Annotated in this window: 15 protein-coding genes, 2 tRNA genes and 6 pseudogenes; 19 read left to right on the top strand and 4 right to left on the bottom strand. The window is 58.5% G+C overall.

The window, feature by feature from the left end; translation table 11 throughout:
- Window positions 1-28: 28 nt before the first annotated feature.
- The 9 genes and pseudogenes from EIO60_RS09035 to rpoS all read left to right on the top strand — a co-directional run bounded on the left by EIO60_RS09035 (window position 29) and on the right by rpoS (window position 6685).
- The gene (locus EIO60_RS09035; protein ID WP_258576589.1) at window positions 29-352 is read left to right on the top strand and encodes a DUF3561 family protein; all 324 of its coding nucleotides are present in this window, start codon (window positions 29-31) and stop codon (window positions 350-352) included.
- 169 nt (window positions 353-521) lie between these two features.
- Entirely contained in the window at window positions 522-836 is a 315-nt protein-coding gene (gene ftsB, locus EIO60_RS09030; protein WP_258576588.1) for a cell division protein FtsB, read from the top strand.
- A gap of 3 nt (window positions 837-839) precedes the next feature.
- The gene (gene ispD, locus EIO60_RS09025; RefSeq protein ID WP_258576587.1) at window positions 840-1556 is read left to right on the top strand and encodes a 2-C-methyl-D-erythritol 4-phosphate cytidylyltransferase; all 717 of its coding nucleotides are present in this window, start codon (window positions 840-842) and stop codon (window positions 1554-1556) included.
- Window positions 1556-2038: a 2-C-methyl-D-erythritol 2,4-cyclodiphosphate synthase gene (ispF, locus tag EIO60_RS09020; RefSeq protein WP_309484706.1), complete on the top strand. Its 483-nt coding sequence runs from the start codon at window positions 1556-1558 to the stop codon at window positions 2036-2038. The genes ispD and ispF overlap by 1 nt, the downstream gene beginning before the upstream one ends.
- A pseudogene (gene truD / locus EIO60_RS09015) lies at window positions 2035-3059 on the top strand (tRNA pseudouridine(13) synthase TruD). Before ispF ends, truD begins: the two are co-directional and overlap by 4 nt.
- Window positions 3040-3801 (top strand): 5'/3'-nucleotidase SurE, encoded by a 762-nt coding sequence (surE, locus tag EIO60_RS09010; protein ID WP_258576585.1) that lies wholly within the window; start codon window positions 3040-3042, stop codon window positions 3799-3801. Before truD ends, surE begins: the two are co-directional and overlap by 20 nt.
- The gene (locus EIO60_RS09005; RefSeq protein WP_258576584.1) at window positions 3795-4421 is read left to right on the top strand and encodes a protein-L-isoaspartate(D-aspartate) O-methyltransferase; all 627 of its coding nucleotides are present in this window, start codon (window positions 3795-3797) and stop codon (window positions 4419-4421) included. Before surE ends, EIO60_RS09005 begins: the two co-directional genes overlap by 7 nt.
- Window positions 4422-4589: 168 nt before the next feature.
- Window positions 4590-5642 (top strand): murein hydrolase activator NlpD, encoded by a 1053-nt coding sequence (nlpD, locus tag EIO60_RS09000; protein WP_258576763.1) that lies wholly within the window; start codon window positions 4590-4592, stop codon window positions 5640-5642.
- A 50-nt stretch (window positions 5643-5692) separates the two neighbouring features.
- Window positions 5693-6685 (top strand): RNA polymerase sigma factor RpoS, encoded by a 993-nt coding sequence (gene rpoS, locus EIO60_RS08995; protein WP_258576583.1) that lies wholly within the window; start codon window positions 5693-5695, stop codon window positions 6683-6685.
- Window positions 6686-6788: 103 nt separating this feature from the next.
- Here the strand turns inward: rpoS and mutS are convergent, their stop codons facing one another.
- The 3 genes from mutS to EIO60_RS08980 all read right to left on the bottom strand — a co-directional run bounded on the left by mutS (window position 6789) and on the right by EIO60_RS08980 (window position 10271).
- Window positions 6789-9359, bottom strand: coding sequence for a DNA mismatch repair protein MutS (mutS, locus tag EIO60_RS08990; RefSeq protein ID WP_258576582.1), 2571 nt, complete (start codon window positions 9357-9359; stop codon window positions 6789-6791).
- Window positions 9360-9704: 345 nt separating this feature from the next.
- On the bottom strand, window positions 9705-10196 hold the full coding sequence (locus EIO60_RS08985; RefSeq protein WP_258576581.1) for a prepilin peptidase: 492 nt from the start codon (window positions 10194-10196) through the stop codon (window positions 9705-9707).
- A gap of 30 nt (window positions 10197-10226) precedes the next feature.
- Window positions 10227-10271 carry a hypothetical protein gene (locus EIO60_RS08980; protein ID WP_258576762.1) on the bottom strand — a complete coding sequence of 15 codons (45 nt, stop codon included), beginning with the start codon at window positions 10269-10271 and terminating at the stop codon, window positions 10227-10229.
- A 515-nt stretch (window positions 10272-10786) separates the two neighbouring features.
- Here EIO60_RS08980 and mltB point away from each other — a divergent pair.
- Window positions 10787-11829 (top strand): annotated as a pseudogene (gene mltB / locus EIO60_RS08975) (lytic murein transglycosylase B).
- A gap of 36 nt (window positions 11830-11865) precedes the next feature.
- Window positions 11866-12156, top strand: a pseudogene (locus tag EIO60_RS08970) (zinc ribbon domain-containing protein YjdM).
- A gap of 34 nt (window positions 12157-12190) precedes the next feature.
- Here EIO60_RS08970 and EIO60_RS08965 read toward each other — a convergent pair.
- A pseudogene (locus EIO60_RS08965) lies at window positions 12191-13080 on the bottom strand (dihydrodipicolinate synthase family protein).
- Window positions 13081-13221: 141 nt separating this feature from the next.
- On the opposite strand from EIO60_RS08965, the pseudogene tam reads away from it, so the two are divergent.
- The 8 genes and pseudogenes from tam to EIO60_RS08925 all read left to right on the top strand — a co-directional run bounded on the left by tam (window position 13222) and on the right by EIO60_RS08925 (window position 20044).
- A pseudogene (tam, locus tag EIO60_RS08960) lies at window positions 13222-14004 on the top strand (trans-aconitate 2-methyltransferase).
- A gap of 98 nt (window positions 14005-14102) precedes the next feature.
- Window positions 14103-14597, top strand: coding sequence for a nicotinamide-nucleotide amidase (pncC, locus tag EIO60_RS08955; RefSeq protein WP_258576580.1), 495 nt, complete (start codon window positions 14103-14105; stop codon window positions 14595-14597).
- Between the two features lie 96 nt (window positions 14598-14693).
- Complete coding sequence (gene recA, locus EIO60_RS08950; RefSeq protein WP_258576579.1) at window positions 14694-15767, top strand: recombinase RecA; 1074 nt, start codon at window positions 14694-14696, stop codon at window positions 15765-15767.
- Between the two features lie 111 nt (window positions 15768-15878).
- A pseudogene (locus EIO60_RS08945) lies at window positions 15879-16390 on the top strand (regulatory protein RecX).
- 135 nt (window positions 16391-16525) lie between these two features.
- Complete coding sequence (gene alaS, locus EIO60_RS08940) at window positions 16526-19153, top strand: alanine--tRNA ligase (RefSeq protein ID WP_258576578.1); 2628 nt, start codon at window positions 16526-16528, stop codon at window positions 19151-19153.
- A gap of 249 nt (window positions 19154-19402) precedes the next feature.
- A complete protein-coding gene (gene csrA, locus EIO60_RS08935) occupies window positions 19403-19588 on the top strand; it encodes a carbon storage regulator CsrA (RefSeq protein WP_004155916.1) in 186 nt (61 codons plus the stop codon).
- A 277-nt stretch (window positions 19589-19865) separates the two neighbouring features.
- A tRNA-Ser gene (locus tag EIO60_RS08930) sits at window positions 19866-19958 on the top strand.
- 9 nt (window positions 19959-19967) lie between these two features.
- A tRNA-Arg gene (locus EIO60_RS08925) sits at window positions 19968-20044 on the top strand.
- The last annotated feature ends 118 nt before the right edge of the window (window positions 20045-20162 follow it).

Here is a 20162-nt window from a genome sequence, read left to right as displayed (position 1 = left end):
TTGCCGCCTTAGCGTCAACAGGATTTCTATGCAGAACGTAACCCCCATGCTGGCCCGTAAAGATGAACGCACGCCGGAGGAGCCTCGCTCTTCACTGCCGGGCGGCATCATCGGCTTTATCTTCTACTGGTGCGCGCTGGCGATCCCGTTCCTGCTGTACGGCTCCAATACGCTTTTTTTCTTCCTTTATAACTGGCTCTTTTTCCTAGTGCTGCTGCTGCCGGTGTCGGTGCTGATCGGCATTATTCTCGGCATCACGCTGCGCGGCAATCTGCTCTGGACCACGCTCGCCACCGCAGCGGTAGTGATCTGCCTTTTCTGGCTGCTCTTCTCTTTTCTCTCCGACTGGTAATCTGCCGGATGTGCAAACGCGTCGGCAGGTTACAAAATTTTATCCGCCTGCCTTCTCGCCATCCTAATCAAAATTTGTGCAGACGGCTGCGAAAGCGGGCTATTTTCGCGGCTGGAGTGGAGTCCTGTGCAAAGTTATGGGATGATTGAGCCGTTTTTTAGGGGGCGGGATGGGAAAACTGACGTTACTGCTACTGGTGGTGCTCGGCTGGCTTCAATACTCGCTATGGCTGGGCAAAAACGGTATTCATGACTACACGCGCGTCAATGACGACGTCGCGGTACAACAGGTGAACAACGCCAAACTTAAAGCGCGTAACGATCAGCTGTTTGCCGAAATTGACGATCTCAATGGCGGCTCTGAGGCGATCGAGGAACGCGCGCGCAATGAACTGGGCATGATTAAGCCCGGGGAAACCTTCTATCGTCTGGTGCCGGACCAGAACAAACGCAACGCGCAGGCTGCGCAAAACCAACGACGATAATTCATGAACACGCTCTCTTCCCCTGCGGAGGTGATTGCCGTCGTGCCTGCTGCCGGTATCGGCAGCCGTATGCAGGCGGCATGCCCCAAACAGTACCTGACCATTAGTCAGCACACGCTTCTTGAGCACAGCATTGCCCGTCTCTTTTCCCATCCCGCTATCACGCAGGTTATCGTCGCCGTCAGTCCGGACGACGCGCAGTTTGCGTTGCTACCGCTGGCGTGCGATCCGCGCGTGCTGCGCGTAACGGGCGGCGAGACGCGCGCGGAATCGGTGCTGGCCGGGCTGCACGCGGCGCAGGGCGCCAGCTGGGTGCTGGTGCATGACGCGGCGCGCCCCTGTCTGCATCCCGACGATCTTGCGCGCCTGCTGCAGGTGCGCGAAACCAGCTGCGTCGGCGGCATTCTGGCCACGCCGGTGCGCGACACCATGAAGCGCGGAGAGCCGGGCAAGGCCGCGGTGGCGAACACCGTCGAGCGCGACGATCTCTGGCACGCGCTGACGCCGCAGCTGTTTCCGCACACGCTGCTGACCGCCTGCCTGACGCGGGCGCTGACAGAGGGCGCGATCATTACTGACGAAGCCTCCGCGCTAGAGTATTGCGGCTATCATCCGCTGCTGGTCAGCGGACGCAGTGATAACATCAAAGTCACCCGGCCAGAAGATCTGGCGCTGGCGGCATTTTATCTAACCCAGATTGAGTTAAAGGAGAGCGCATGATGCGTATCGGTTACGGTTTTGACGTTCACGCCTTTGGGGGCGAAGGTCCGCTGTTGATTGGCGGCGTGCGAATTCCCTTCGAGCAGGGATTTATCGCCCATTCCGACGGCGACGTGGCGCTGCATGCGCTCACCGACGCGCTGCTTGGCGCGGTGGCGATGGGCGACATCGGCAAACTGTTCCCCGATACCGATCCCGCCTTTAAAGGCGCGGACAGCAGCGGTCTGCTGCGCGAAGCCTGGCGACGCATCGCTGAAAAAGGCTACCGCATCGGTAACGTCGACGTGACGATTATCGCGCAGGCGCCGAAAATGCTGCTGCATGTGCCGCAGATGCGCGTCAATATTGCCGAAGATCTCGGCTGCCATGTGGATCAGGTCAACGTGAAGGCGACCACCACTGAAAAGCTGGGTTTTACCGGCCGCGGCGAAGGCATTGCCTGCGAGGCGGTCGCGCTGCTGCTGAAGGCGGACGCGGCATGATGCTGGCGCAGCAGGCTTATCTACACGGCCAGCCGACCGCGTACGGCGCGATCAAAGCCAGCCCGGAAGATTTTGTGGTGGTGGAAGATCTGGGCTACGCCGCCGACGGCGAAGGGAAGCACCTGCTGGTGCGCATTCGTAAAACCGGCGCCAATACCCGCTTCGTGGCGGAGGCGCTGGCGAAATTCCTCGGCGTGCATCAGCGCGACATGAGCTATGCCGGTATGAAGGACCGCCATGCGGTGACCGAGAAGACGCTCTGCTTCCGCATGCCGGGTAACGCGATGCCCGACTTGAGCGCGTTTCAGCTGGAAGGGGTCGAGATCCTCGACGTAGTGGGCGCGCTGGCGGGCAACGCCTTTCGTCTGGTAGTGCGCCAGATTAGCGATCGCGAGGCGGTCGAGTCGTGCCTCGAGCTGATCCGCGACGCCGGCGTGCCCAACTATTTCGGCATGCAGCGCTTTGGGCGCGTCGGCAATAACCTGACCATGGCGCAGCAGTGGGCGAGCGGCGAAATCAGCCTGCGCGATCGCAACAAGCGCAGCCTGATCCTGTCGGCAGCGCGCAGCGCACTGTTCAATCAGGTCACCAGCGTGCGCCTGACGCAGCAGGGAACGCTGACGCAGGTGATTGACGGCGATGCGCTGCAGCTTACCGGCCGCGGCGCTGGTTTGTCGCGCAGGCCGCAGAGCTGCCTGAGCTGCAGGCGCGCGTCGATCAGCATGAGCTGCGCATTACCGCGCCGCTGCCGGGACGCGGCGAGCCTGGCCCGCAGGCGGAGGCGCTCGCCTTCGAACAGCAATCTCTGGCGGGCGCAGTATAATTAGTTACACTGCTTGAGCGAGAGCGCGTGGACGCGGCGCGCCGCGCGATGCTGGTGGTGCCGCGCGATCTGCGCTGGAGCTGGTGGGACGACGTCACGCTGGAGCTGCAGTTCTGGTTGCCGGCCGGCAGCTTTGCGACCAGCATAATTCGGGAGCTTCTGCGACAGGAGGGTGACGATGCGGATATTGCTGAGTAATGATGACGGAATTCATGTGCGGGGCATTCAGACGCTGACAAACGCGCTGCGCGCTATCGCGGACGTGCAGGTTGTCGCGCCCGATCGCAATCGCAGCGGCGCCTCTAATTCGCTGATGCTGGAAATGCCACTGCGCACCTTTACCTATGAGAACGGCGATATCGCCGTTCAGATGGGTACGCCAACCGACTGCGTCTATCTTGGCGTCAACGCCCTGATACAGCCGCGGCCCGATATCGTGGTCTCCGGCATCAATGCTGGACCCAATCTGGGCGACGACGTGATCTATTCCGGCACCGTGGTGGCGGCGATGGAGGGGCTTCATCTGGGGCTGCCGGCGCTGGCGGTCTCCCTTTACGGCTATCAGCACTACGACACGGCGGCGGCAGTCACTCGCGCCATTTTACAGGCGCTGACGCATGAGCCGCTGCGCACCGGACGTATCCTCAATATCAACGTGCTGGATCTGCCGCTTGAGGCGATCAAATGCATTCGCGTGACGCGCTGCGGCAGCCGTCATCCCGCCGATCAGGTGATCGCCCAGCAGGATCCGCGCGGCAATACGCTTTACTGGATTGGGCCGCCGAGCGAGAAGTTCGACGCCGGCCCGTACACCGATTTTGCCGCCGTGGATCAGGGCTACGTCTCGGTGACCGCCCTGCATGTCGATTTAACCGCGCACGGCGCGCAAGAGGTGCTTATCGACTGGCTGAACAAGTCGGAGGTCCATCTCGCATGGTAAACCGCCGGATTGAAACGTTGCTGGAGCAGCTGCGCCAGCAGGGCATTCAGGATGAGAACCTGTTAAAGGCCATCGCTGCGGTGCCGCGTGAACGTTTTATCGACGAAGCCTTCGAGCATAAAGCTTGGGATAATGTGGCGCTGCCTATTGGCTCAGGCCAGACCATTTCACAGCCCTATATGGTGGCGCGCATGACCGAGCTGTTGGAGCTGCATCCTCACTCGCGCGTGCTGGAGATCGGCACCGGTTCCGGCTACCAGACCTCTATTCTGGCGCACCTGGTGGATCACGTTTACTCCGTCGAGCGCATCAAAGGTCTGCAGTGGCAGGCGAAGCGCCGCCTTAAGCAGCTCGATCTGCACAACGTCTCAACGCGTCACGGCGACGGCTGGCAGGGCTGGCCGGCGCGCGGGCCGTTCGATGCGATTATCGTCACGGCCGCGCCGCCGGAAATTCCGACTGCGCTGATTGCGCAGCTGGATGAAGGCGGCATTATGGTGCTGCCGGTTGGAGACGACCAGCAGGTGCTGAAGCGTCTTCGTCGTCAGGGTGGCGGCATTGTGGAAGAAAATATTGAGCCGGTGCGGTTTGTTCCGCTGGTGCAGGGCGACCTGGCCTGAGATTTTCCCTACTTATTTCTTCACAACTGTTTCATAGCACCATCCTTTTGGTCTTGTTACTATCCATTTTCATGCGTAATACGCAGGCTTTTATGCGCCTCGCAGAGATTTGTGCTGGCGCGTGAGCAAAACAACGTTATTCAGGTTTGCCATCAGGGGGGGGAACTAATGAGCACGGGAAGCCCAATATTTCAGTTACGCCGCCTTGCGGCGCTTTCTCTGGTAGGATTTTGGCTGGCAGGCTGTAGTTTCGGCGACAACACACAGGCACCCATTAGCCAGGTTGGAGGTAACAACGGCGGCGGCGGCGGCATGTTAAGCTCGTCAGGCGGCGTTCCTTCCGCTCCGTCTCAGAATGGAATGGTTAGCGGCAATGATAATGTCGTTATGCAAAACGGCCGTATTGTGTACAACCGCAGTTATCAGAACATTCCGAAAGGTAGCTATGCGGGCGAGACCTATACCGTCAAGCGCGGTGATACGCTGTTCTACATCGCCTGGATTACCGGCAATGACTTCCGCGATCTGGCGCAGCGCAATAATATCGCGGCCCCGTACGGCCTGAACGTAGGCCAGACGCTGCAGGTTGGCAACGGCGCCGGCCAGCCAATTACTGGCGGAAATGCCATCACTGCAGCGGACGCAACTCAGGGTGGCATCCCTGTCGCGCCGCAAATTAAACCGGCCCCTGTTGCACAGCAACCAGTTATTACGTATTCTGATGATTCGGGTGATTCGACAGGCAGCAAAATGTTGCCGTCGAAAGGGACAAATGTTGCAACGACAACAGCGCCCCCCGTGGTTGTCGCACCGCCTACGGTCAGCAGTACAACGAACAGTTCGACGCCGGTTGGAAGCTGGCATTGGCCGACCGATGGGAAGATTATCGATAACTTCTCCGCTTCCGAAGGGGGAAATAAAGGAATCGATATCGCTGGTTCGCGTGGACAGCCTGTCGTCCCTACTGCATCAGGAAGGGTAGTGTACGCAGGTAACGCGCTCCGGGGTTACGGCAATCTGATCATAATTAAGCATAATGATGATTATCTCAGTGCCTACGCCCATAACGATACAATGCTGGTCCGGGAACAACAGGAAGTTAAGGCGGGGCAAAAGATCGCTACCATGGGTAGCACCGGAACCAGTTCAGTTAGATTACATTTTGAAATTCGTTACAAGGGGAAATCCGTAAACCCGTTGCGTTATTTACCGCAGCGATAAACCGGCAGAACCCTGCTGTTCTGCCCTGGGATCACGGGTAGGGGCCGCTTATGAGCCAGAATACGCTGAAAGTAAACGAGTTACATGAAGATGCGGAATTCGAGGAGAACGGAGCTGAGTTTTTTGATGAGAAGGCTCTTGTTGAAAACGAACCTGGTGATAACGACGTTGTGGAAGAGGAGTTATTGTCACAGGGTGCGACGCAACGCGTTTTGGATGCGACGCAGCTCTATCTCGGGGAGATTGGCTATTCCCCACTGTTAACGGCAGAGGAAGAGGTATTCTTCGCTCGCCGCGCATTACGGGGCGATATTCCTTCTCGTCGCCGCATGATTGAAAGTAACTTACGACTGGTGGTGAAGATTGCTCGTCGCTATAGCAATCGTGGTCTGGCGCTGCTGGACCTGATTGAAGAGGGTAATCTCGGTCTAATCCGTGCCGTTGAGAAGTTTGACCCCGAGCGTGGGTTCCGCTTCTCAACCTACGCCACCTGGTGGATTCGTCAGACGATTGAACGGGCGATCATGAATCAAACCCGTACCATCCGTCTGCCTATTCACATTGTGAAAGAGCTGAACGTTTATCTGCGCACCGCGCGCGAACTCTCCCACAAGCTCGATCATGAGCCGAGCGCGGAAGAGATTGCGGAGCAGCTGGATAAACCTGTTGATGACGTCAGCCGTATGCTGCGTCTCAACGAGCGCATCACTTCGGTTGATACGCCGCTGGGCGGCGATTCCGAAAAAGCGCTGCTGGATATTCTGGCCGATGAGAAAGACAACGGTCCGGAAGATACCACACAGGATGACGATATGAAGCAGAGCATTGTCAAATGGCTGTTCGAACTGAACGCCAAGCAGCGCGAAGTGCTGGCACGTCGTTTCGGCCTGCTGGGCTATGAAGCGGCAACGCTGGAAGATGTCGGTCGCGAAATCGGTTTGACCCGTGAGCGCGTCCGTCAGATTCAGGTAGAAGGTCTGCGTCGTCTGCGGGAAATTCTGCAGACGCAGGGGCTGAACATCGAAGCACTGTTTCGTGAATAATTAGCAGCCTGCAAGCATAAAAAAGCGGTGGCGAAAGCCACCGCTTCTTAAGCCAGGCCGCGCGCTGCGCCTGCGCAGAGCATCCGCAGGCCACAGGCAGACGTTATATCAGCGACTTGAGCCGGTAGATCCACTCCAGCGCCTGACGCGGCGTCAGCGTGTCGGGATCCAGCGCCTCCAGCGCCTCCAGCGCCTCCACGGCGGGCAAGGTCTCTTCCACCAGCAGCGGCAGCTGCGAACCATCTACGGTAGTCGCGGTGGAATTATTCGATAGTGACTCCAGCTCCTTCAGCTTGGAGCGCGCGCGCTTGATCACCTCTTTCGGCACGCCAGCCAGCGCCGCTACCGCCAGGCCGTAGCTTTTGCTGGCAGCGCCGTCCTGAACTCTGTGCATAAAGGCGATGGTGTCGCCGTGCTCAACGGCGTCCAGATGGACGTTGACCACGCCCTCCATTTTTTCCGGCAGGGTTGTCAGCTCGAAATAGTGGGTGGCGAACAGCGTCATGGCTTTGATGCGATTGGCCAGATTCTCCGCGCAGGCCCAGGCGAGCGACAGGCCGTCATAGGTCGAGGTGCCGCGGCCGATTTCATCCATTAGCACCAAGCTGTGCTCGGTGGCGTTATGCAGGATATTGGCGGTTTCCGTCATCTCCACCATAAAGGTTGATCGTCCCGACGCTAGGTCATCCGCCGCGCCGATGCGGGTAAAGATGCGATCCAGCGGACCGATCAGCGTCTCTTCCGCTGGCACAAAGCTGCCGATCCACGCCATCAGCGCCATCAGCGCCGCCTGACGCATATAGGTACTCTTACCGCCCATGTTCGGGCCAGTAATAATCAGCATGCGGCGCTGTGGCGCGAGCGTAAGCGGGTTGGCGATAAATGGCTCTTTCAGCACCTGCTCAACGACCGGATGGCGTCCGCCGGTGATTCTGATGCCCGGCTTATCCTGCAGCGTCGGGCGGCAGTAGTTCAGCGTCCAGGCGCGCTCCGCTAGGTTGCTCAGCACATCCAGCTCGGCGAGCGCCGCGGCGCTAAGCTGCAGCGCTTCCAGATGTGGCAACAGCTGATCGAACAGCGCGTCGTAGAGGCTTTTCTCCAGCGCCAGCGCTTTGCCTTTCGAGGTCAGCACCTTGTCCTCGTACTCTTTGAGCTCGGGGATGATATAGCGTTCTGCATTTTTCAGGGTCTGGCGACGCACATAGTTAATGGGGACATGGTCGCTCTGGCCACGGCTGACCTGAATATAGTAGCCGTGCACCGCATTAAAGCCGACTTTCAGCGTATCCAGCCCCAGTTTTTCCCGCTCGCGGATCTCCAGCCTGTCGAGATAGTCCGTCGCACCGTCCGCCAGCGCGCGCCACTCGTCCAGCTCCGCGTTGTAGCCTGGCGCGATCACGCCGCCGTCGCGCACCAGCACTGGCGGCGAGTCGATAATGGCGTTTTCCAGCAGCTCGCGCAGCGCAGTAAATTCGCCCATTTGCTGGCGCAGCCGGATGAGCTGCGCGCTCTGGGCGTCGGCTAGCAGCGCATTCAGCTCCGGCAGCTGCTGGAAGGCGTGACGCATACGCGCTAAATCGCGCGGGCGCGCCGTATGCAGCGCCAGGCGCGCCAGAATGCGCTCTAGATCGCCAACCTGGCACAGCACCGGCTGCAGCGCGTCGCTCAGCGGCTGCAGCTCGGCAATCGCATCCTGACGCTGCGCAATGACCGCTGCGTCGCGCAGCGGCATATGCAGCCAGCGCTTGAGCATGCGGCTGCCCATCGGCGTGACGGTGCGGTCCAGCACCGCCGCCAGCGTATTCTCCGTGCCGCCTGCCAGATTCTGCGTGATCTCGAGATTGCGGCGCGTGGCGGCATCCATAATGATGCTGTCCTGTTGGCGATCCATGCTGAGTGAGCGGATGTGCGGCAGGTTGGTGCGCTGCGTATCCTTGACGTACTGCAGCAGGCAGCCCGCTGCGCACAGCGCCTGATGCGCCTGCTCTACGCCAAATCCATTCAGATCGCGGGTGCCGAACTGCAGGTTCAGCTGCTGGCGCGCGGTATCGATCTCGAACTCCCACATCGGGCGACGACGCAAACCGCGTCGCTGTTCAATCAGAGACATCGCTTGCAGATCTTCCGGATAGAGCAGCTCGGCGGGATTGGTGCGCTGCAGCTCGGCGGCCATGGTTTCCTTGTCCGACGGCTCGCTCAGGCGAAAACGGCCCGAGCTGATATCCAGCGTGGCGTAGCCAAAGCCTTGCGGCCCCTGCACCAGCGCAGCTAGCAGGTTGTCCTGACGCTCCTGCAGCAGCGCCTCGTCGCTGATGGTGCCCGGCGTGACGATGCGCACCACTTTGCGCTCGACCGGTCCTTTGCTGAGCGCGGGATCGCCGATCTGTTCGCAGATCGCCACAGATTCGCCCAGCTGTACCAGTTTCGCCAGATAGCTTTCCACCGCGTGATAGGGCACGCCCGCCATAGGAATCGGCTCGCCGGCCGAGGCGCCACGTTTGGTGAGCGAAATTTCCAGCAGCTGCGACGCGCGGCGGGCATCGTCGTAAAAAAGCTCATAAAAATCGCCCATGCGGTAAAACAGCAGGATGTCAGGATGTTCCGCCTTCAGGCGTAAATACTGCATCATCATGGGCGTATGGGCGGTGATGTCCTTATCGACTGACTTGTTCATAAGTAATCAACTCTTAAATCATTCGGTTAATGGGCAAGCCTTATATCGACTGCATGTTCTGGCGTACGTCAGGAGTGCTGCTGCGTTAATCGGGATATCTCCGTCTCAACGCGCGTCGAAACAGAGAAGGTGCGCTGGAGCAGGCGGCTTTGGCTGCGTGGTATGCAGCGTCTGGCGGTCATTATGAAAAATTGTCCGCTTAACATCAAGGCTGTCCGCCGCCGCGCCGCGATGATATCGCTTCAGCACAGCAGCCTGATATGCGCGTGACGTTATCAGGCTGCGTAGCAAAAGCCTAACGGATTTCCGTTCGGACAGCGTGCCATGCGAAACGTTACGCAAAGATTAGCCCGGCGCATGCAGCAGCAGCGCACCCGCCAGCGCCAGGCAGCGACCGAATGGCAGCGGCAGCGAGCAGGGACACCACATCAGCAGGCGCGCCAGCAGAACAGCCGACCGCGCCGTGCTGGCGGCTATCAGCAGCAGCAGCAGCGGCAGCTTTTCCCAGCCGAGCCAGGCGCCGAGCGCGGTGAGCAGCTTGGCGCCGCCGCCCAGCCCTCTTACTGACGCAAGGAGCGATATGCCCACGCCAGCAGCCGGAACAGCAGATAGCCGCCGGCGGCGCCGACAATGGCGCTGGCCGGATCGCTGTGCGGCAGCGTGCCGCTGGCCTGAATGAAACAGCAGCCCGAGCCAGAGCAGGGAAAGGGTGAGGCTGTCCGGCAGCAGCTGCCAGCGGAGATCGATCAGCGACAGCGCCAGCAGCCACACGCTCAGCAGCAGTGCCAGCAGCGCGCCGTCCCACGGCAAGCGCAGGGCCAGCAGCAAGGCGAGCACCGTGCTCGCCGCTTCCGTGGCAGGATAACACTAGGAGATGGCCTGCCGACAGTGACGGCAGCGGCCGCCCAGCATCAGCCAGCTCAGCAGCGGGATTGCGATCGCGCCGCCACACCGGCGCTGCGCAGTACGGACAGTGCAAAGGAGGCCGCATCAGCGAGAAGCCGGGCCACGGCTGCAGAATCATGCGCGGCAGACAATAAATCACGACGTTAAGAAAACTGCCGACGCTGAGCGCCAGCACACCGAGCAGCAGCCAAAAAACAGGTTCTCTTTCATCTTCTCTCCTTAAACAGCACCGCTTACCGCCTGCTTCGCTGCGGCGTTCAGGGTTGCTGGCACTCTAGCGCGCAGGCCGCGGCGCTGCATTCTGAGAAAGGGTTTTCACTGGCTTTTCATTCAGCTTTGCGAGAGGTCACACGCAAGGAGGCGCCTTTCGTGCAGCGGAGAGCCTGCCAACGTCAGAGCCTGGTGCGCACGGCGCAACGAGGCAAGGTTACGCTGGCTCTATTTTTCCGTTCCGCCCTGTCCATTTTGTGAGTGAATGTTTACATAATTTGTTACCTTCACTGCATGCTCATGGATATCTGATGCGATTCAAGTTCACCCTATTTCCGCTCGTGGCCTTACTGGCCGCCTGCAGCAGCAAACCGGAATCCGCGCCGCAGACTGCCGCCCTGACGGCACCGAAAGGGGGGCTTCCTGCTGGAGCCGTCGTAGCCAATGTTCGGCGATTTCGCCGGAAACCCGGCAGCTGAACAGTTCATCGATCAAAATGGTTAAGAAACACGGCTTCGATCGCCAGCAGCTGCACGCCGTTATCGGTCAGGCCAAAATACTGGATTACGTCCTGCGGCTGATGGATCGTCAGGCGCCGAGCTATACGCCGCCGGCAGGCCCCAACGTTGCCCCTGGCTGCACTACCGCAAGCAGTTTATTACGCAGGATAACGTGCAAAACAGCGTTGCCTTCTGGGATCAGTACCAGGACGCCCTGACGCGCGTGCAGCAGGTTTACGGCGTGCCGCCAGAGATTATCGTCGGCATTATCGGCGTGGAGACGCGCTGGGGCCGCGTGATGGGCAAAACGCGCATTCTGGACGCGCTTGCCACGCTGTCGTTTAGCTATCCGCGTCGCGCCAGCTACTTCAGCAGCGAGCTGGAGACCTTTCTGCTGATGGCGCACAATGAAGAAGACGATCCGCTGGATCTCGAGGGATCCTTTGCCGGCGCGATGGGCTACGGTCAGTTTATGCCCTCGTCCTATCAGCAATACGCTGTGGACTTCAACGGCGACGGCCATATCAATCTGTGGGATCCCGTGGACGCTATCGGCGGCGTGGCGCACTATTTCTAAAGAGCACGGCTGGCGCAGCGGCGAAGGCGTAGCGGTGCCCGCCAGCGGCCAGGCGCCGCTGCTGGAGAACGGTTTTAAAACCAGCTATACGCCGCAGATGCTGGCGGCCTCCGGCCTCGCTCCACAAGGCTCGCTGGACGGCAATACGCAGGTCAGCCTGCTGCGGCTCGACATGGGCACCAGCTATCAGTACTGGTATGGCTTGCCGAACTTTTATGTCATCACGCGCTATAACCACAGCACGCGCTATGCGATGGCGGTGTGGCAGCTGGGCTAGGCGGTCAGTAAAGCGCGTTCCGGCGCCATACTCTGATTGCTGTCCTTAAGAACTAACTGTCCCGCCTGCGGCCATATCTGGACGCTGAGCTAAGGCGACAGCCAGCCGGATCGCATTGTGGAGCGCGACGCCAACGGCAATATGCTCGAAGAGGGCGACACTGTGGTGCTGATCAAAGATCTAAAGGTGAAAGGTAGCGCATCGACGCCTAAAATCGGGACGCGCGTGAAGGGCATTCGCCTGAGCGAAGGCGATCGCAATATCGACTGTAAGATTGACGGCTTCAGCCCCATGAAGCTTAAATCGGAATTTGTGAAGCGCGCGTAACGTAAACGGACTCCGGACGCGCCCTCGCAGTAACCTACTCAAACAGCCGATCGATCGCGCTGCATTGCGCAGCGCTCAGAGCACCGCCATAGTTGCACGACTGGCTGGACATCGAATCAAAACGCCGGGACACGGCGGTTTTGATCGTGGTGACGAAATCCTCCCCAATGGTGTAAATCGCCATCAGCCTGCCGATGCGTTTCTGAATGCGCGCCAGTTCGGCACAGATCCTGTGCACGCCAGGCGCGCATCGCCGCCGCAAAGAGTTCCGACACGATATTGTTTAATCCGGAGATCACCCCCGCACCGCCCGCCAGCAGGTTCGGCAGCAGATATTCGTCGTAGCCGGAGAGCACGGCGAAGTCGTCGCGCACCTTGTTCGTCTCTTAAATCAGCGCGCGGTTGTGCGACAGGCAGTCGACCGTGTCTTTGATGCCGATAAAATGCGGCAACTCAGCCGCCAGCTCGATGATCAGGGCTGGGGTCAGATCGCAGCCGGTGCGCGCCGGAAAGTTACAGGCGAACCAGTTGCCGCCGATCTGGGTATCAAGGGCGCGAAAATAGCTCAGCAGCAGCTGCGGCGTCTGGCCGTAGTAGTAGGGCGGCAGCACCATGACCGCATCAAAGCCGCTGCGCCACGCTGCCGCCGCCAGTTCCAGCATATCCGGCACACAGCAGCTGGAGATTTTGGCAATCAGGGGAAGCGACGTAAGCTGGCGCGCCTCCCGAATCAGCAGCAGTCGCTCCTGCTGCGTCAGCAAGGCGAATTCGCCAATGCTGCCCATCAGCAGCAGGGCATCAATGCCCGAATGATTCAGCCGCTCGAAATGACGGCCCAGCGCGTCAATATCAGGCTGGCCCTGGGCAGTGAAAGGTGTGACGGATGGGCACCATTACGCCGGAAAAAGCAGGCTGCGAATGCATAAAAGCTCCTGAGAGTGAAAAATGAAACACCGTTTTAACCTGATTCGCGACCCAGGCGCTTGCCAGCGCAGCGTGTAAAATTGAGTGACACCTCCCACTTTCCTGGACAGAGCGCTGATAAGCGAACGCAAGAGGCACGCTATGCAAGACCGGAATCCCGCCCTTTACAGACAGTTTGAATCGGAACGAACCAGACCTGCGCAGGAGCTGTTAGCGCGCATTCCCGTAACGGATGTGCGCTTCGCCACGGATTTAGGCTGCGGTCCGGGCAACAGCACCGAGCTGCTGGCGCGCGCCTAGCCTGAGGCGCAGGTGCAGGGCGTCGATGGCTCGGAGGCGATGCTGGCACAGTCGCGAGAGCGGCTGCCACGCTGTACTTTTCTGCAAGAGGATATCGCTCGCTGGCAGGCGTCGACGCCGCAGCAGGTGATCTACGCCAACGCCTCGCTGCAGTAGCTGGATCGCCACGATACGCTATTGCCGCGGCTGACAGGACAGCTGGATGCCGGCGGCGCGCTGGCGCTGCAGATGCCGGATAACCTAGACGAGCCTTCGCATCGGCTGATGCGTGAAATCGCCGCCTGCGATCCCTGGCGTCAGCGTATCGACCCCGCCGCGGAGCGTAAAAGATTGCTCTCCGCCGAGAGCTACTACGATTTGCTGATGCGAGCGGTGTGTTAGGTGGATCTCTGGCGCACGACCTACTATTACGTCATGGCGGACGCTCAGGCGATCGTCAGCTGGCTACCGTCGACCGGGCTGAGTCCGTTTCTTGCCGCGCTTATGCCTGATGAACAGACATGCTTTCTGGAGCAATATCTGCAGGCGCTCCAGCAGGCTTATCCATTGCGCGCCGACGGTCGCGTTTTGCTGGCTTTCCCGCGTCTTTTTATCGTGGCGGTGAAAAAAAGCGCAGCGTCATGAGAGCGAATGCGCAACGGCGGCAACCTGTCGGCTTACCGGGTTAAAATATCCCGCCTTTACACCATGTCCTCCTTACTGAGCAGAAAGGATTAGATGCCATGAACGATCAGCAGTTGCAGCAATTAAGCGCGGCGGTGGGCGAACGCCTGAAGGCGCAAGGCGCCACAATAACCTGCGCCGAATCCTGTACCGGCGGCTGGATAGCCAAGGTGCTGACCGACATCAGCGGCAGCTCCGCCTGGTTTGAGCGCGGTTTCGTCACCTACAGCAACGACGCCAAGCAGACCCTGGTTGGGGTATCCGCCGACGTGCTGGCGCAGCACGGCGCGGTGAGTGAGGCCGTGGTGCGAGAGATGGCGTCAGGCGCGCAGCTTGCCGCGCGCGCGGACTACGCGGTGTCGGTCAGCGGCATCGCCGGACCCGAGGGCGGAAGCGTGGAAAAACCGGTCGGAACGGTGTGGTTCGGCTTCGCGGCGCCGGGTGGCGCAGTCACTGCAAAACGCCAATTTTTTCAAGGAGATCGTGAGGCTGTTCGCCGTCAGTCCGTGGCCTGGGCGCTGCAGATGCTGCATGACGATTTTTTGGTAAATTAAGCTTGATGCTGTATGACCATACAGTATAATTAGCAGCAACAGAAAGCGAGCAGGCATTTGTAGTGTGCTTACCCCCCGTATGAGTCAGGAGTAGAAATGGCAATTGATGAAAACAAACAGAAGGCTTTAGCTGCTGCGCTGGGCCAGATTGAAAAGCAATTCGGTAAAGGCTCCATCATGCGTCTGGGTGAAGACCGCTCAATGGACGTAGAAACGATCTCTACCGGTTCGCTTTCGCTGGATATCGCGCTGGGCGCCGGCGGTTTGCCGATGGGCCGTATCGTCGAAATTTATGGACCGGAATCTTCCGGTAAAACCACCCTGACGCTGCAGGTTATCGCCGCAGCGCAGCGCAAGGGCAAGACCTGCGCCTTTATCGATGCTGAACACGCGCTAGATCCGGTCTATGCGAAAAAGCTTGGCGTTGATATCGATAACCTGCTCTGTTCTCAGCCGGATACCGGTGAGCAGGCGCTGGAAATCTGTGACGCGCTGGCGCGCTCCGGTGCGGTTGACGTCATCATCGTCGACTCCGTTGCGGCGCTGACGCCGAAAGCGGAAATCGAAGGCGAGATCGGCGACTCTCACATGGGCCTTGCGGCACGTATGATGAGCCAGGCGATGCGTAAACTGGCCGGTAACCTGAAGCAGTCCAATACGCTGCTGATCTTTATCAATCAGATTCGTATGAAGATCGGTGTGATGTTCGGTAACCCGGAAACCACCACCGGCGGTAACGCGCTGAAGTTCTATGCTTCCGTGCGCCTCGATATCCGTCGTATCGGCGCGATTAAAGAGGGCGACGAAGTTGTCGGCAGCGAAACCCGCGTTAAAGTGGTGAAGAACAAGATCGCTGCGCCGTTTAAGCAGGCTGAGTTCCAGATCATGTACGGTGAAGGTATCAACACCTTCGGCGAGCTAGTTGACCTGGGCGTGAAGTACAAGCTGGTAGAAAAAGCCGGTGCTTGGTACAGCTATAACGGCGACAAAATCGGTCAGGGTAAAGCGAACGCGACCAACTTCCTCAAGGAAACCCCGGCTATCGCTAATGAGCTGGACGTGAAGCTGCGTGACATGCTGCTAAACAGCGCGGCGGCTGAAGCTGGCGCGGCAGAGGCTCCTGGGGGCGAGGCTGAGAACGCCGCTAGCGAGACCAACGAAGACTTTTAATCTGTCAACGGGAGTGGGAAACCACTCCCGTTTTCTTTTCTGCAGCCCGCACTTCTCTTTCTCCCCGTTTCACCGCCATAATTTCCCTCCTGTTTGATTAAGGTGAGTCATATGACTGAGCAATCGCAACCCAGGGAGATCGCTTTTCCACGCCTGCTTGACCGCACGATGCGCATTCTGGCGCAGCGTGATCACAGCGAAGAAGAACTGCGTCGCAAACTGCGCCAGTCGGTACAGCGCACGGCCTTTATGCAGCAGAGCGAACCCGAAATCATCACCGACGCGCAGTTAGATAAAGTGATCGGCTGGTGCCATGAAAATGGCTGGCTTAACGACGCGCGATTTACCGAGCGGTTTATTCAAAGTCGTAGTCGTAAAGGCTAGCCCACAGTGCATCCGGCTGGAGCTGGGGCAAAAAGGCATCGCGCGCGCCGACATCGATATCGCGATGGAAGCCTGTTAAATCGACTGGAGCGCCAGCGCGGCACAGCTGGCGGAGTGCAAGTTCGGGCTTCCTTTGCCGACGGAATGGAAGGCGAAAGCCAAAGTTCAGCGCTATTTTACAGTCAAAAGGCTTCTTCACGGAGGATATTCAGGCCGTTTTCAGAAAATTTGACGACTGAAAGTCGCGCGGGGTTTTACTTCCCAGTGAAGAAAATTTATCTTATTCCCACTTTTTGTTCCTCTTAACAGGCCGCTGCGTGGATGCGGCGCGTCTGACTGGACGGAACCTTCGTTAGCGTGATTCCAGGATATATATGAGCAAGAGCACTGCTGAGATCCGTCAAGCGTTTCTCGACTTTTTCCATAGCAAAGGACATCAGGTTATAGCCAGCAGCTCCCTCGTACCGAACCACGACTCGACGCTGCTGTTTACCAACGCTGGAATGGTTCAGTTTAAAGACGTTTTCCTAGGCCAGGATAAACGTGATTATTCCCGCGCAACCACGTCGCAGCGCTGCGTGCGCGCCGGCGGGAAGCACAACGATTTGGAAAACGTCGGTTACACCGCACGTCATCACACCTTTTTTGAAATGCTGGGCAACTTCAGCTTCGGCGACTATTTCAAAAAAGAAGCGATTGCCTACGCTTGGGAACTGCTGACCGGAGAAACCTGGTTCGCCCTGCCAAAAGAGCGCCTGTGGGTTACCGTCTATGAAACCGACGACGAGGCCTATGATATCTGGGCCAACGATATCGGCGTGCCGTGCGAGCATATTATCCGTATCGGCGATAACAAAGGCAGCGCATACGCCTCTGACAACTTCTGGCAGATGGGCGATACCGGCCCTTGCGGCCCCTGCAGCGAAATTTTCTACGATCACGGCGACCACATCTGGGGCGGCCCGCCGGGTAACGCGGAAGAGGATGGCGATCGCTATATCGAGATCTGGAATATCGTCTTTATGCAGTTCAACCGCCAGCCGGACGGCACTATGCTGCCGCTGCCGAAGCCGTCGGTGGATACCGGCATGGGTCTGGAGCGTATCTCCGCCGTACTGCAACACGTCAACTCCAACTACGAAATCGACCTGTTTGAAAAACTGATCAAGGCGGTTGCCGCGGTAACCGGCGCGAGCGATCTGAGCAACAAATCGCTGCGCGTCATCGCCGACCATATTCGCTCCTGCGCCTTCCTGATCGCCGACGGCGTTGTGCCGTCGAATGAAAACCGCGGCTATGTCCTGCGTCGCATCATTCGTCGCGCGGTACGTCATGGCAATATGCTGGGCGCGAAAGAGGCCTTCTTCTACAAGCTGGTCGCGCCGCTGGTTGAAGCCATGGGCGCCGCCGGTGACGATCTCAAGCGTCAGCAAAGCCAGGTCGAAACCATCATTCAGACCGAAGAAGAGCAGTTTGCGAAAACGCTGGAGCGCGGTCTGACGCTGCTGGACGACGAGCTGGCGAAGCTGCAGGGCGATACGCTGGATGGCGAGACCCTCTTCCGCCTCTACGACACCTTCGGCTTCCCGGTCGATCTCACTGCGGACGTCTGCCGTGAGCGTAACCTGAAAATTGATGAAGCTGGCTTTGAAAAAGCGATGGAGCAGCAGCGCCAGCGCGCGCGCGAAGCCAGCGGTTTCGGCGCCTACTACAGCAACGTTATCAGTATCGATACCGCCTCTACCTTTAAAGGCTATGACCAGCTTGACCTGACGGCTGCGGTCACCGCCATTTACGTTGATGGCGTCGCGGTACAGGAAGTCGCCGCAGGACAGGAAGCGATTGTGGTGCTAGATGAAACGCCATTTTATGGTGAATCTGGCGGACAGGTAGGCGATACGGGCCTGCTGACAGGGAAGAATGCTGAATTTACCGTCCAGGATACACAAAAATATGGCCAGGCTATTGGCCATATCGGTAAGCTGACCTCTGGCCATATACGTATCAACGATCGCGTCGACGCGCGGGTCGATGAAGCGTGCCGCGCGCGCATTCGTCTCAATCACTCGGCAACGCACCTGCTGCATGCGGCGCTGTGTCAGGTTCTGGGCGAGCATGTCGCGCAGAAAGGCTCGCTGGTTAACGATAAATATTTGCGTTTCGACTTCTCCCATTTTGAGGCGATGAAACCGCAGGAGATTCGTCAGGTCGAAGAGATCGTCAACGCGCAGATTCGTCGCAACCTGCCTGTGGATACCGAAGTGATGGATATCGACGCGGCCAAAGGAAAGGGTGCGATGGCGCTGTTCGGTGAAAAATACGATCAGCATGTACGCGTGCTGACCATGGGCGATTTTTCAATCGAACTGTGCGGCGGCACGCACGCGGCACGCACCGGCGACATCGGTCTGTTTCGTATTCAGTCTGAATCCGGCACGGCGGCGGGTGTGCGTCGTATCGAAGCCGTAACGGGCGAGGGCGCGCTGGCGCAGATCTATGCACAGAGCAATCAGCTGCAGGATATTGCGCAGCTGGTCAAAGCGAACAGCAGCAACCTGAATGACAAAGTGCGCGGCCTTGTCGATCACGTTCGGGCGCTTGAGAAAGAGTTGCAGCAGCTGCGTGATCAGCAGGCCGCACAGGAAAGCGCCTCGCTGAGCAGCCGCGCTATTTATGTCAAGGGCGCGAAACTGCTGGTCAGCGAACTGAGCAATGTTGAACCGAAAATGTTGCGTACCATGGCCGACGATTTGAAGAATCAGCTGGGTTCGGCCGTCATTGTGCTGGCCACCGTGGCGGAAGGAAAAGTGTCGTTAATTGCGGGCGTAACCAAAGATCTGACTGATCGCGTTAAAGCGGGCGAGCTGGTGGGCGAGCTGGCGCAGCAGATCGGCGGCAAAGGCGGCGGGCGTCCCGATATGGCGCAGGCTGGCGGAACCGATGCGCAGGCGCTGAAAGGCGCGCTGGCAGGCGTGGAAAGCTGGGTCAGCAGCCGCCTTTAATGAAATGAACAATGCATCGTGAAAAGCGCCAGGGACTAACGTTCCGGCGCTTTTTAACACGATATGCATAAGGTAACGACAACGTCAGGTTGATGTAGTGTATTTCGGCTAAACTAACGATCAGCAGAATGTATTGGCGTAGCGACGTACATTGGTGTATTTGTCATAGTCAATGTTCAGCGTTAAATGATGGATGATGCCGGGAGCCCGAACAGAGCCCGACTCTTTTAATCTTTCAAGGAGCAAAGAATGCTTATTCTAACTCGTCGAGTTGGTGAAACCCTCATGATTGGCGATGAGGTAACTGTAACGGTGCTGGGTGTGAAAGGTAACCAGGTTCGTATCGGTGTGAACGCGCCGAAAGAGGTCTCAGTGCATCGCGAAGAGATTTATCAGCGCATTCAGGCCGAAAAAACTCAGCAAACGAGTTACTAACGGATTCAGCGCCTCGCATGATTCTGCGAGGCGCGACAGCTTTCCTTCGCGCTATTCCTTCCCGATTTTTCTCGTTTGATTTTCATCTGCAACCGCTTTCATTGTTGATAAATAACTCTTTTTGCCGTGAAATCGCGTCAATTGAGCGTCATTTGTGCAAACGATCGAAAACCGGGAAAAATTGTTTGACTTATAAGTGCGGGAAAGTAATATGTGCGCCACGCAGTGCCGATGAGCGGACACAAAGTTCAGACGCACAGGTCGGGAGAACGCGTAAGGTGAGGTGGCCGAGAGGCTGAAGGCGCTCCCCTGCTAAGGGAGTATGCGGTCAAAAGCTGCATCCGGGGTTCGAATCCCCGCCTCACCGCCATTTTCCCATGCATCCGTAGCTCAGCTGGATAGAGTACTCGGCTACGAACCGAGCGGTCGGAGGTTCGAATCCTCCCGGATGCACCACCTTTCTCGTTACAAATACTCTGCTTCGACCTGACATGGCAACGCGTAGCGCTAGGCAGTTCGAGGGAAGAAACCATTGCGTCAACAATAACCCGCAGCGCGAGGCAACAGCCGAGTC

Source organism: Candidatus Pantoea persica, from assembly GCF_013753875.1.
GTDB classification, from domain to species: Bacteria; Pseudomonadota; Gammaproteobacteria; order Enterobacterales; family Enterobacteriaceae; genus Pantoea; species Pantoea persica.
Note: the sequence above shows the minus strand (reverse complement) of the source record. Positions and strands in the feature narration are given on the sequence as shown.

Excerpts from the sequence above, each read along its gene's own strand:
- EIO60_RS09035 (WP_258576589.1), top strand. The coding sequence starts at position 29 with ATGCAGAACGTAACCCCCATGCTGGCCCGTAAAGATGAACGCACGCCG.
- ftsB (WP_258576588.1), top strand. The coding sequence starts at position 522 with ATGGGAAAACTGACGTTACTGCTACTGGTGGTGCTCGGCTGGCTTCAA.
- ispD (WP_258576587.1), top strand. The coding sequence starts at position 840 with ATGAACACGCTCTCTTCCCCTGCGGAGGTGATTGCCGTCGTGCCTGCT.
- ispF (WP_309484706.1), top strand. The coding sequence starts at position 1,556 with ATGCGTATCGGTTACGGTTTTGACGTTCACGCCTTTGGGGGCGAAGGT.
- surE (WP_258576585.1), top strand. The coding sequence starts at position 3,040 with ATGCGGATATTGCTGAGTAATGATGACGGAATTCATGTGCGGGGCATT.
- EIO60_RS09005 (WP_258576584.1), top strand. The coding sequence starts at position 3,795 with ATGGTAAACCGCCGGATTGAAACGTTGCTGGAGCAGCTGCGCCAGCAG.
- nlpD (WP_258576763.1), top strand. The coding sequence starts at position 4,590 with ATGAGCACGGGAAGCCCAATATTTCAGTTACGCCGCCTTGCGGCGCTT.
- rpoS (WP_258576583.1), top strand. The coding sequence starts at position 5,693 with ATGAGCCAGAATACGCTGAAAGTAAACGAGTTACATGAAGATGCGGAA.
- mutS (WP_258576582.1), bottom strand. The coding sequence starts at position 9,359 with ATGAACAAGTCAGTCGATAAGGACATCACCGCCCATACGCCCATGATG.
- pncC (WP_258576580.1), top strand. The coding sequence starts at position 14,103 with ATGAACGATCAGCAGTTGCAGCAATTAAGCGCGGCGGTGGGCGAACGC.
- recA (WP_258576579.1), top strand. The coding sequence starts at position 14,694 with ATGGCAATTGATGAAAACAAACAGAAGGCTTTAGCTGCTGCGCTGGGC.
- alaS (WP_258576578.1), top strand. The coding sequence starts at position 16,526 with ATGAGCAAGAGCACTGCTGAGATCCGTCAAGCGTTTCTCGACTTTTTC.
- csrA (WP_004155916.1), top strand. The coding sequence starts at position 19,403 with ATGCTTATTCTAACTCGTCGAGTTGGTGAAACCCTCATGATTGGCGAT.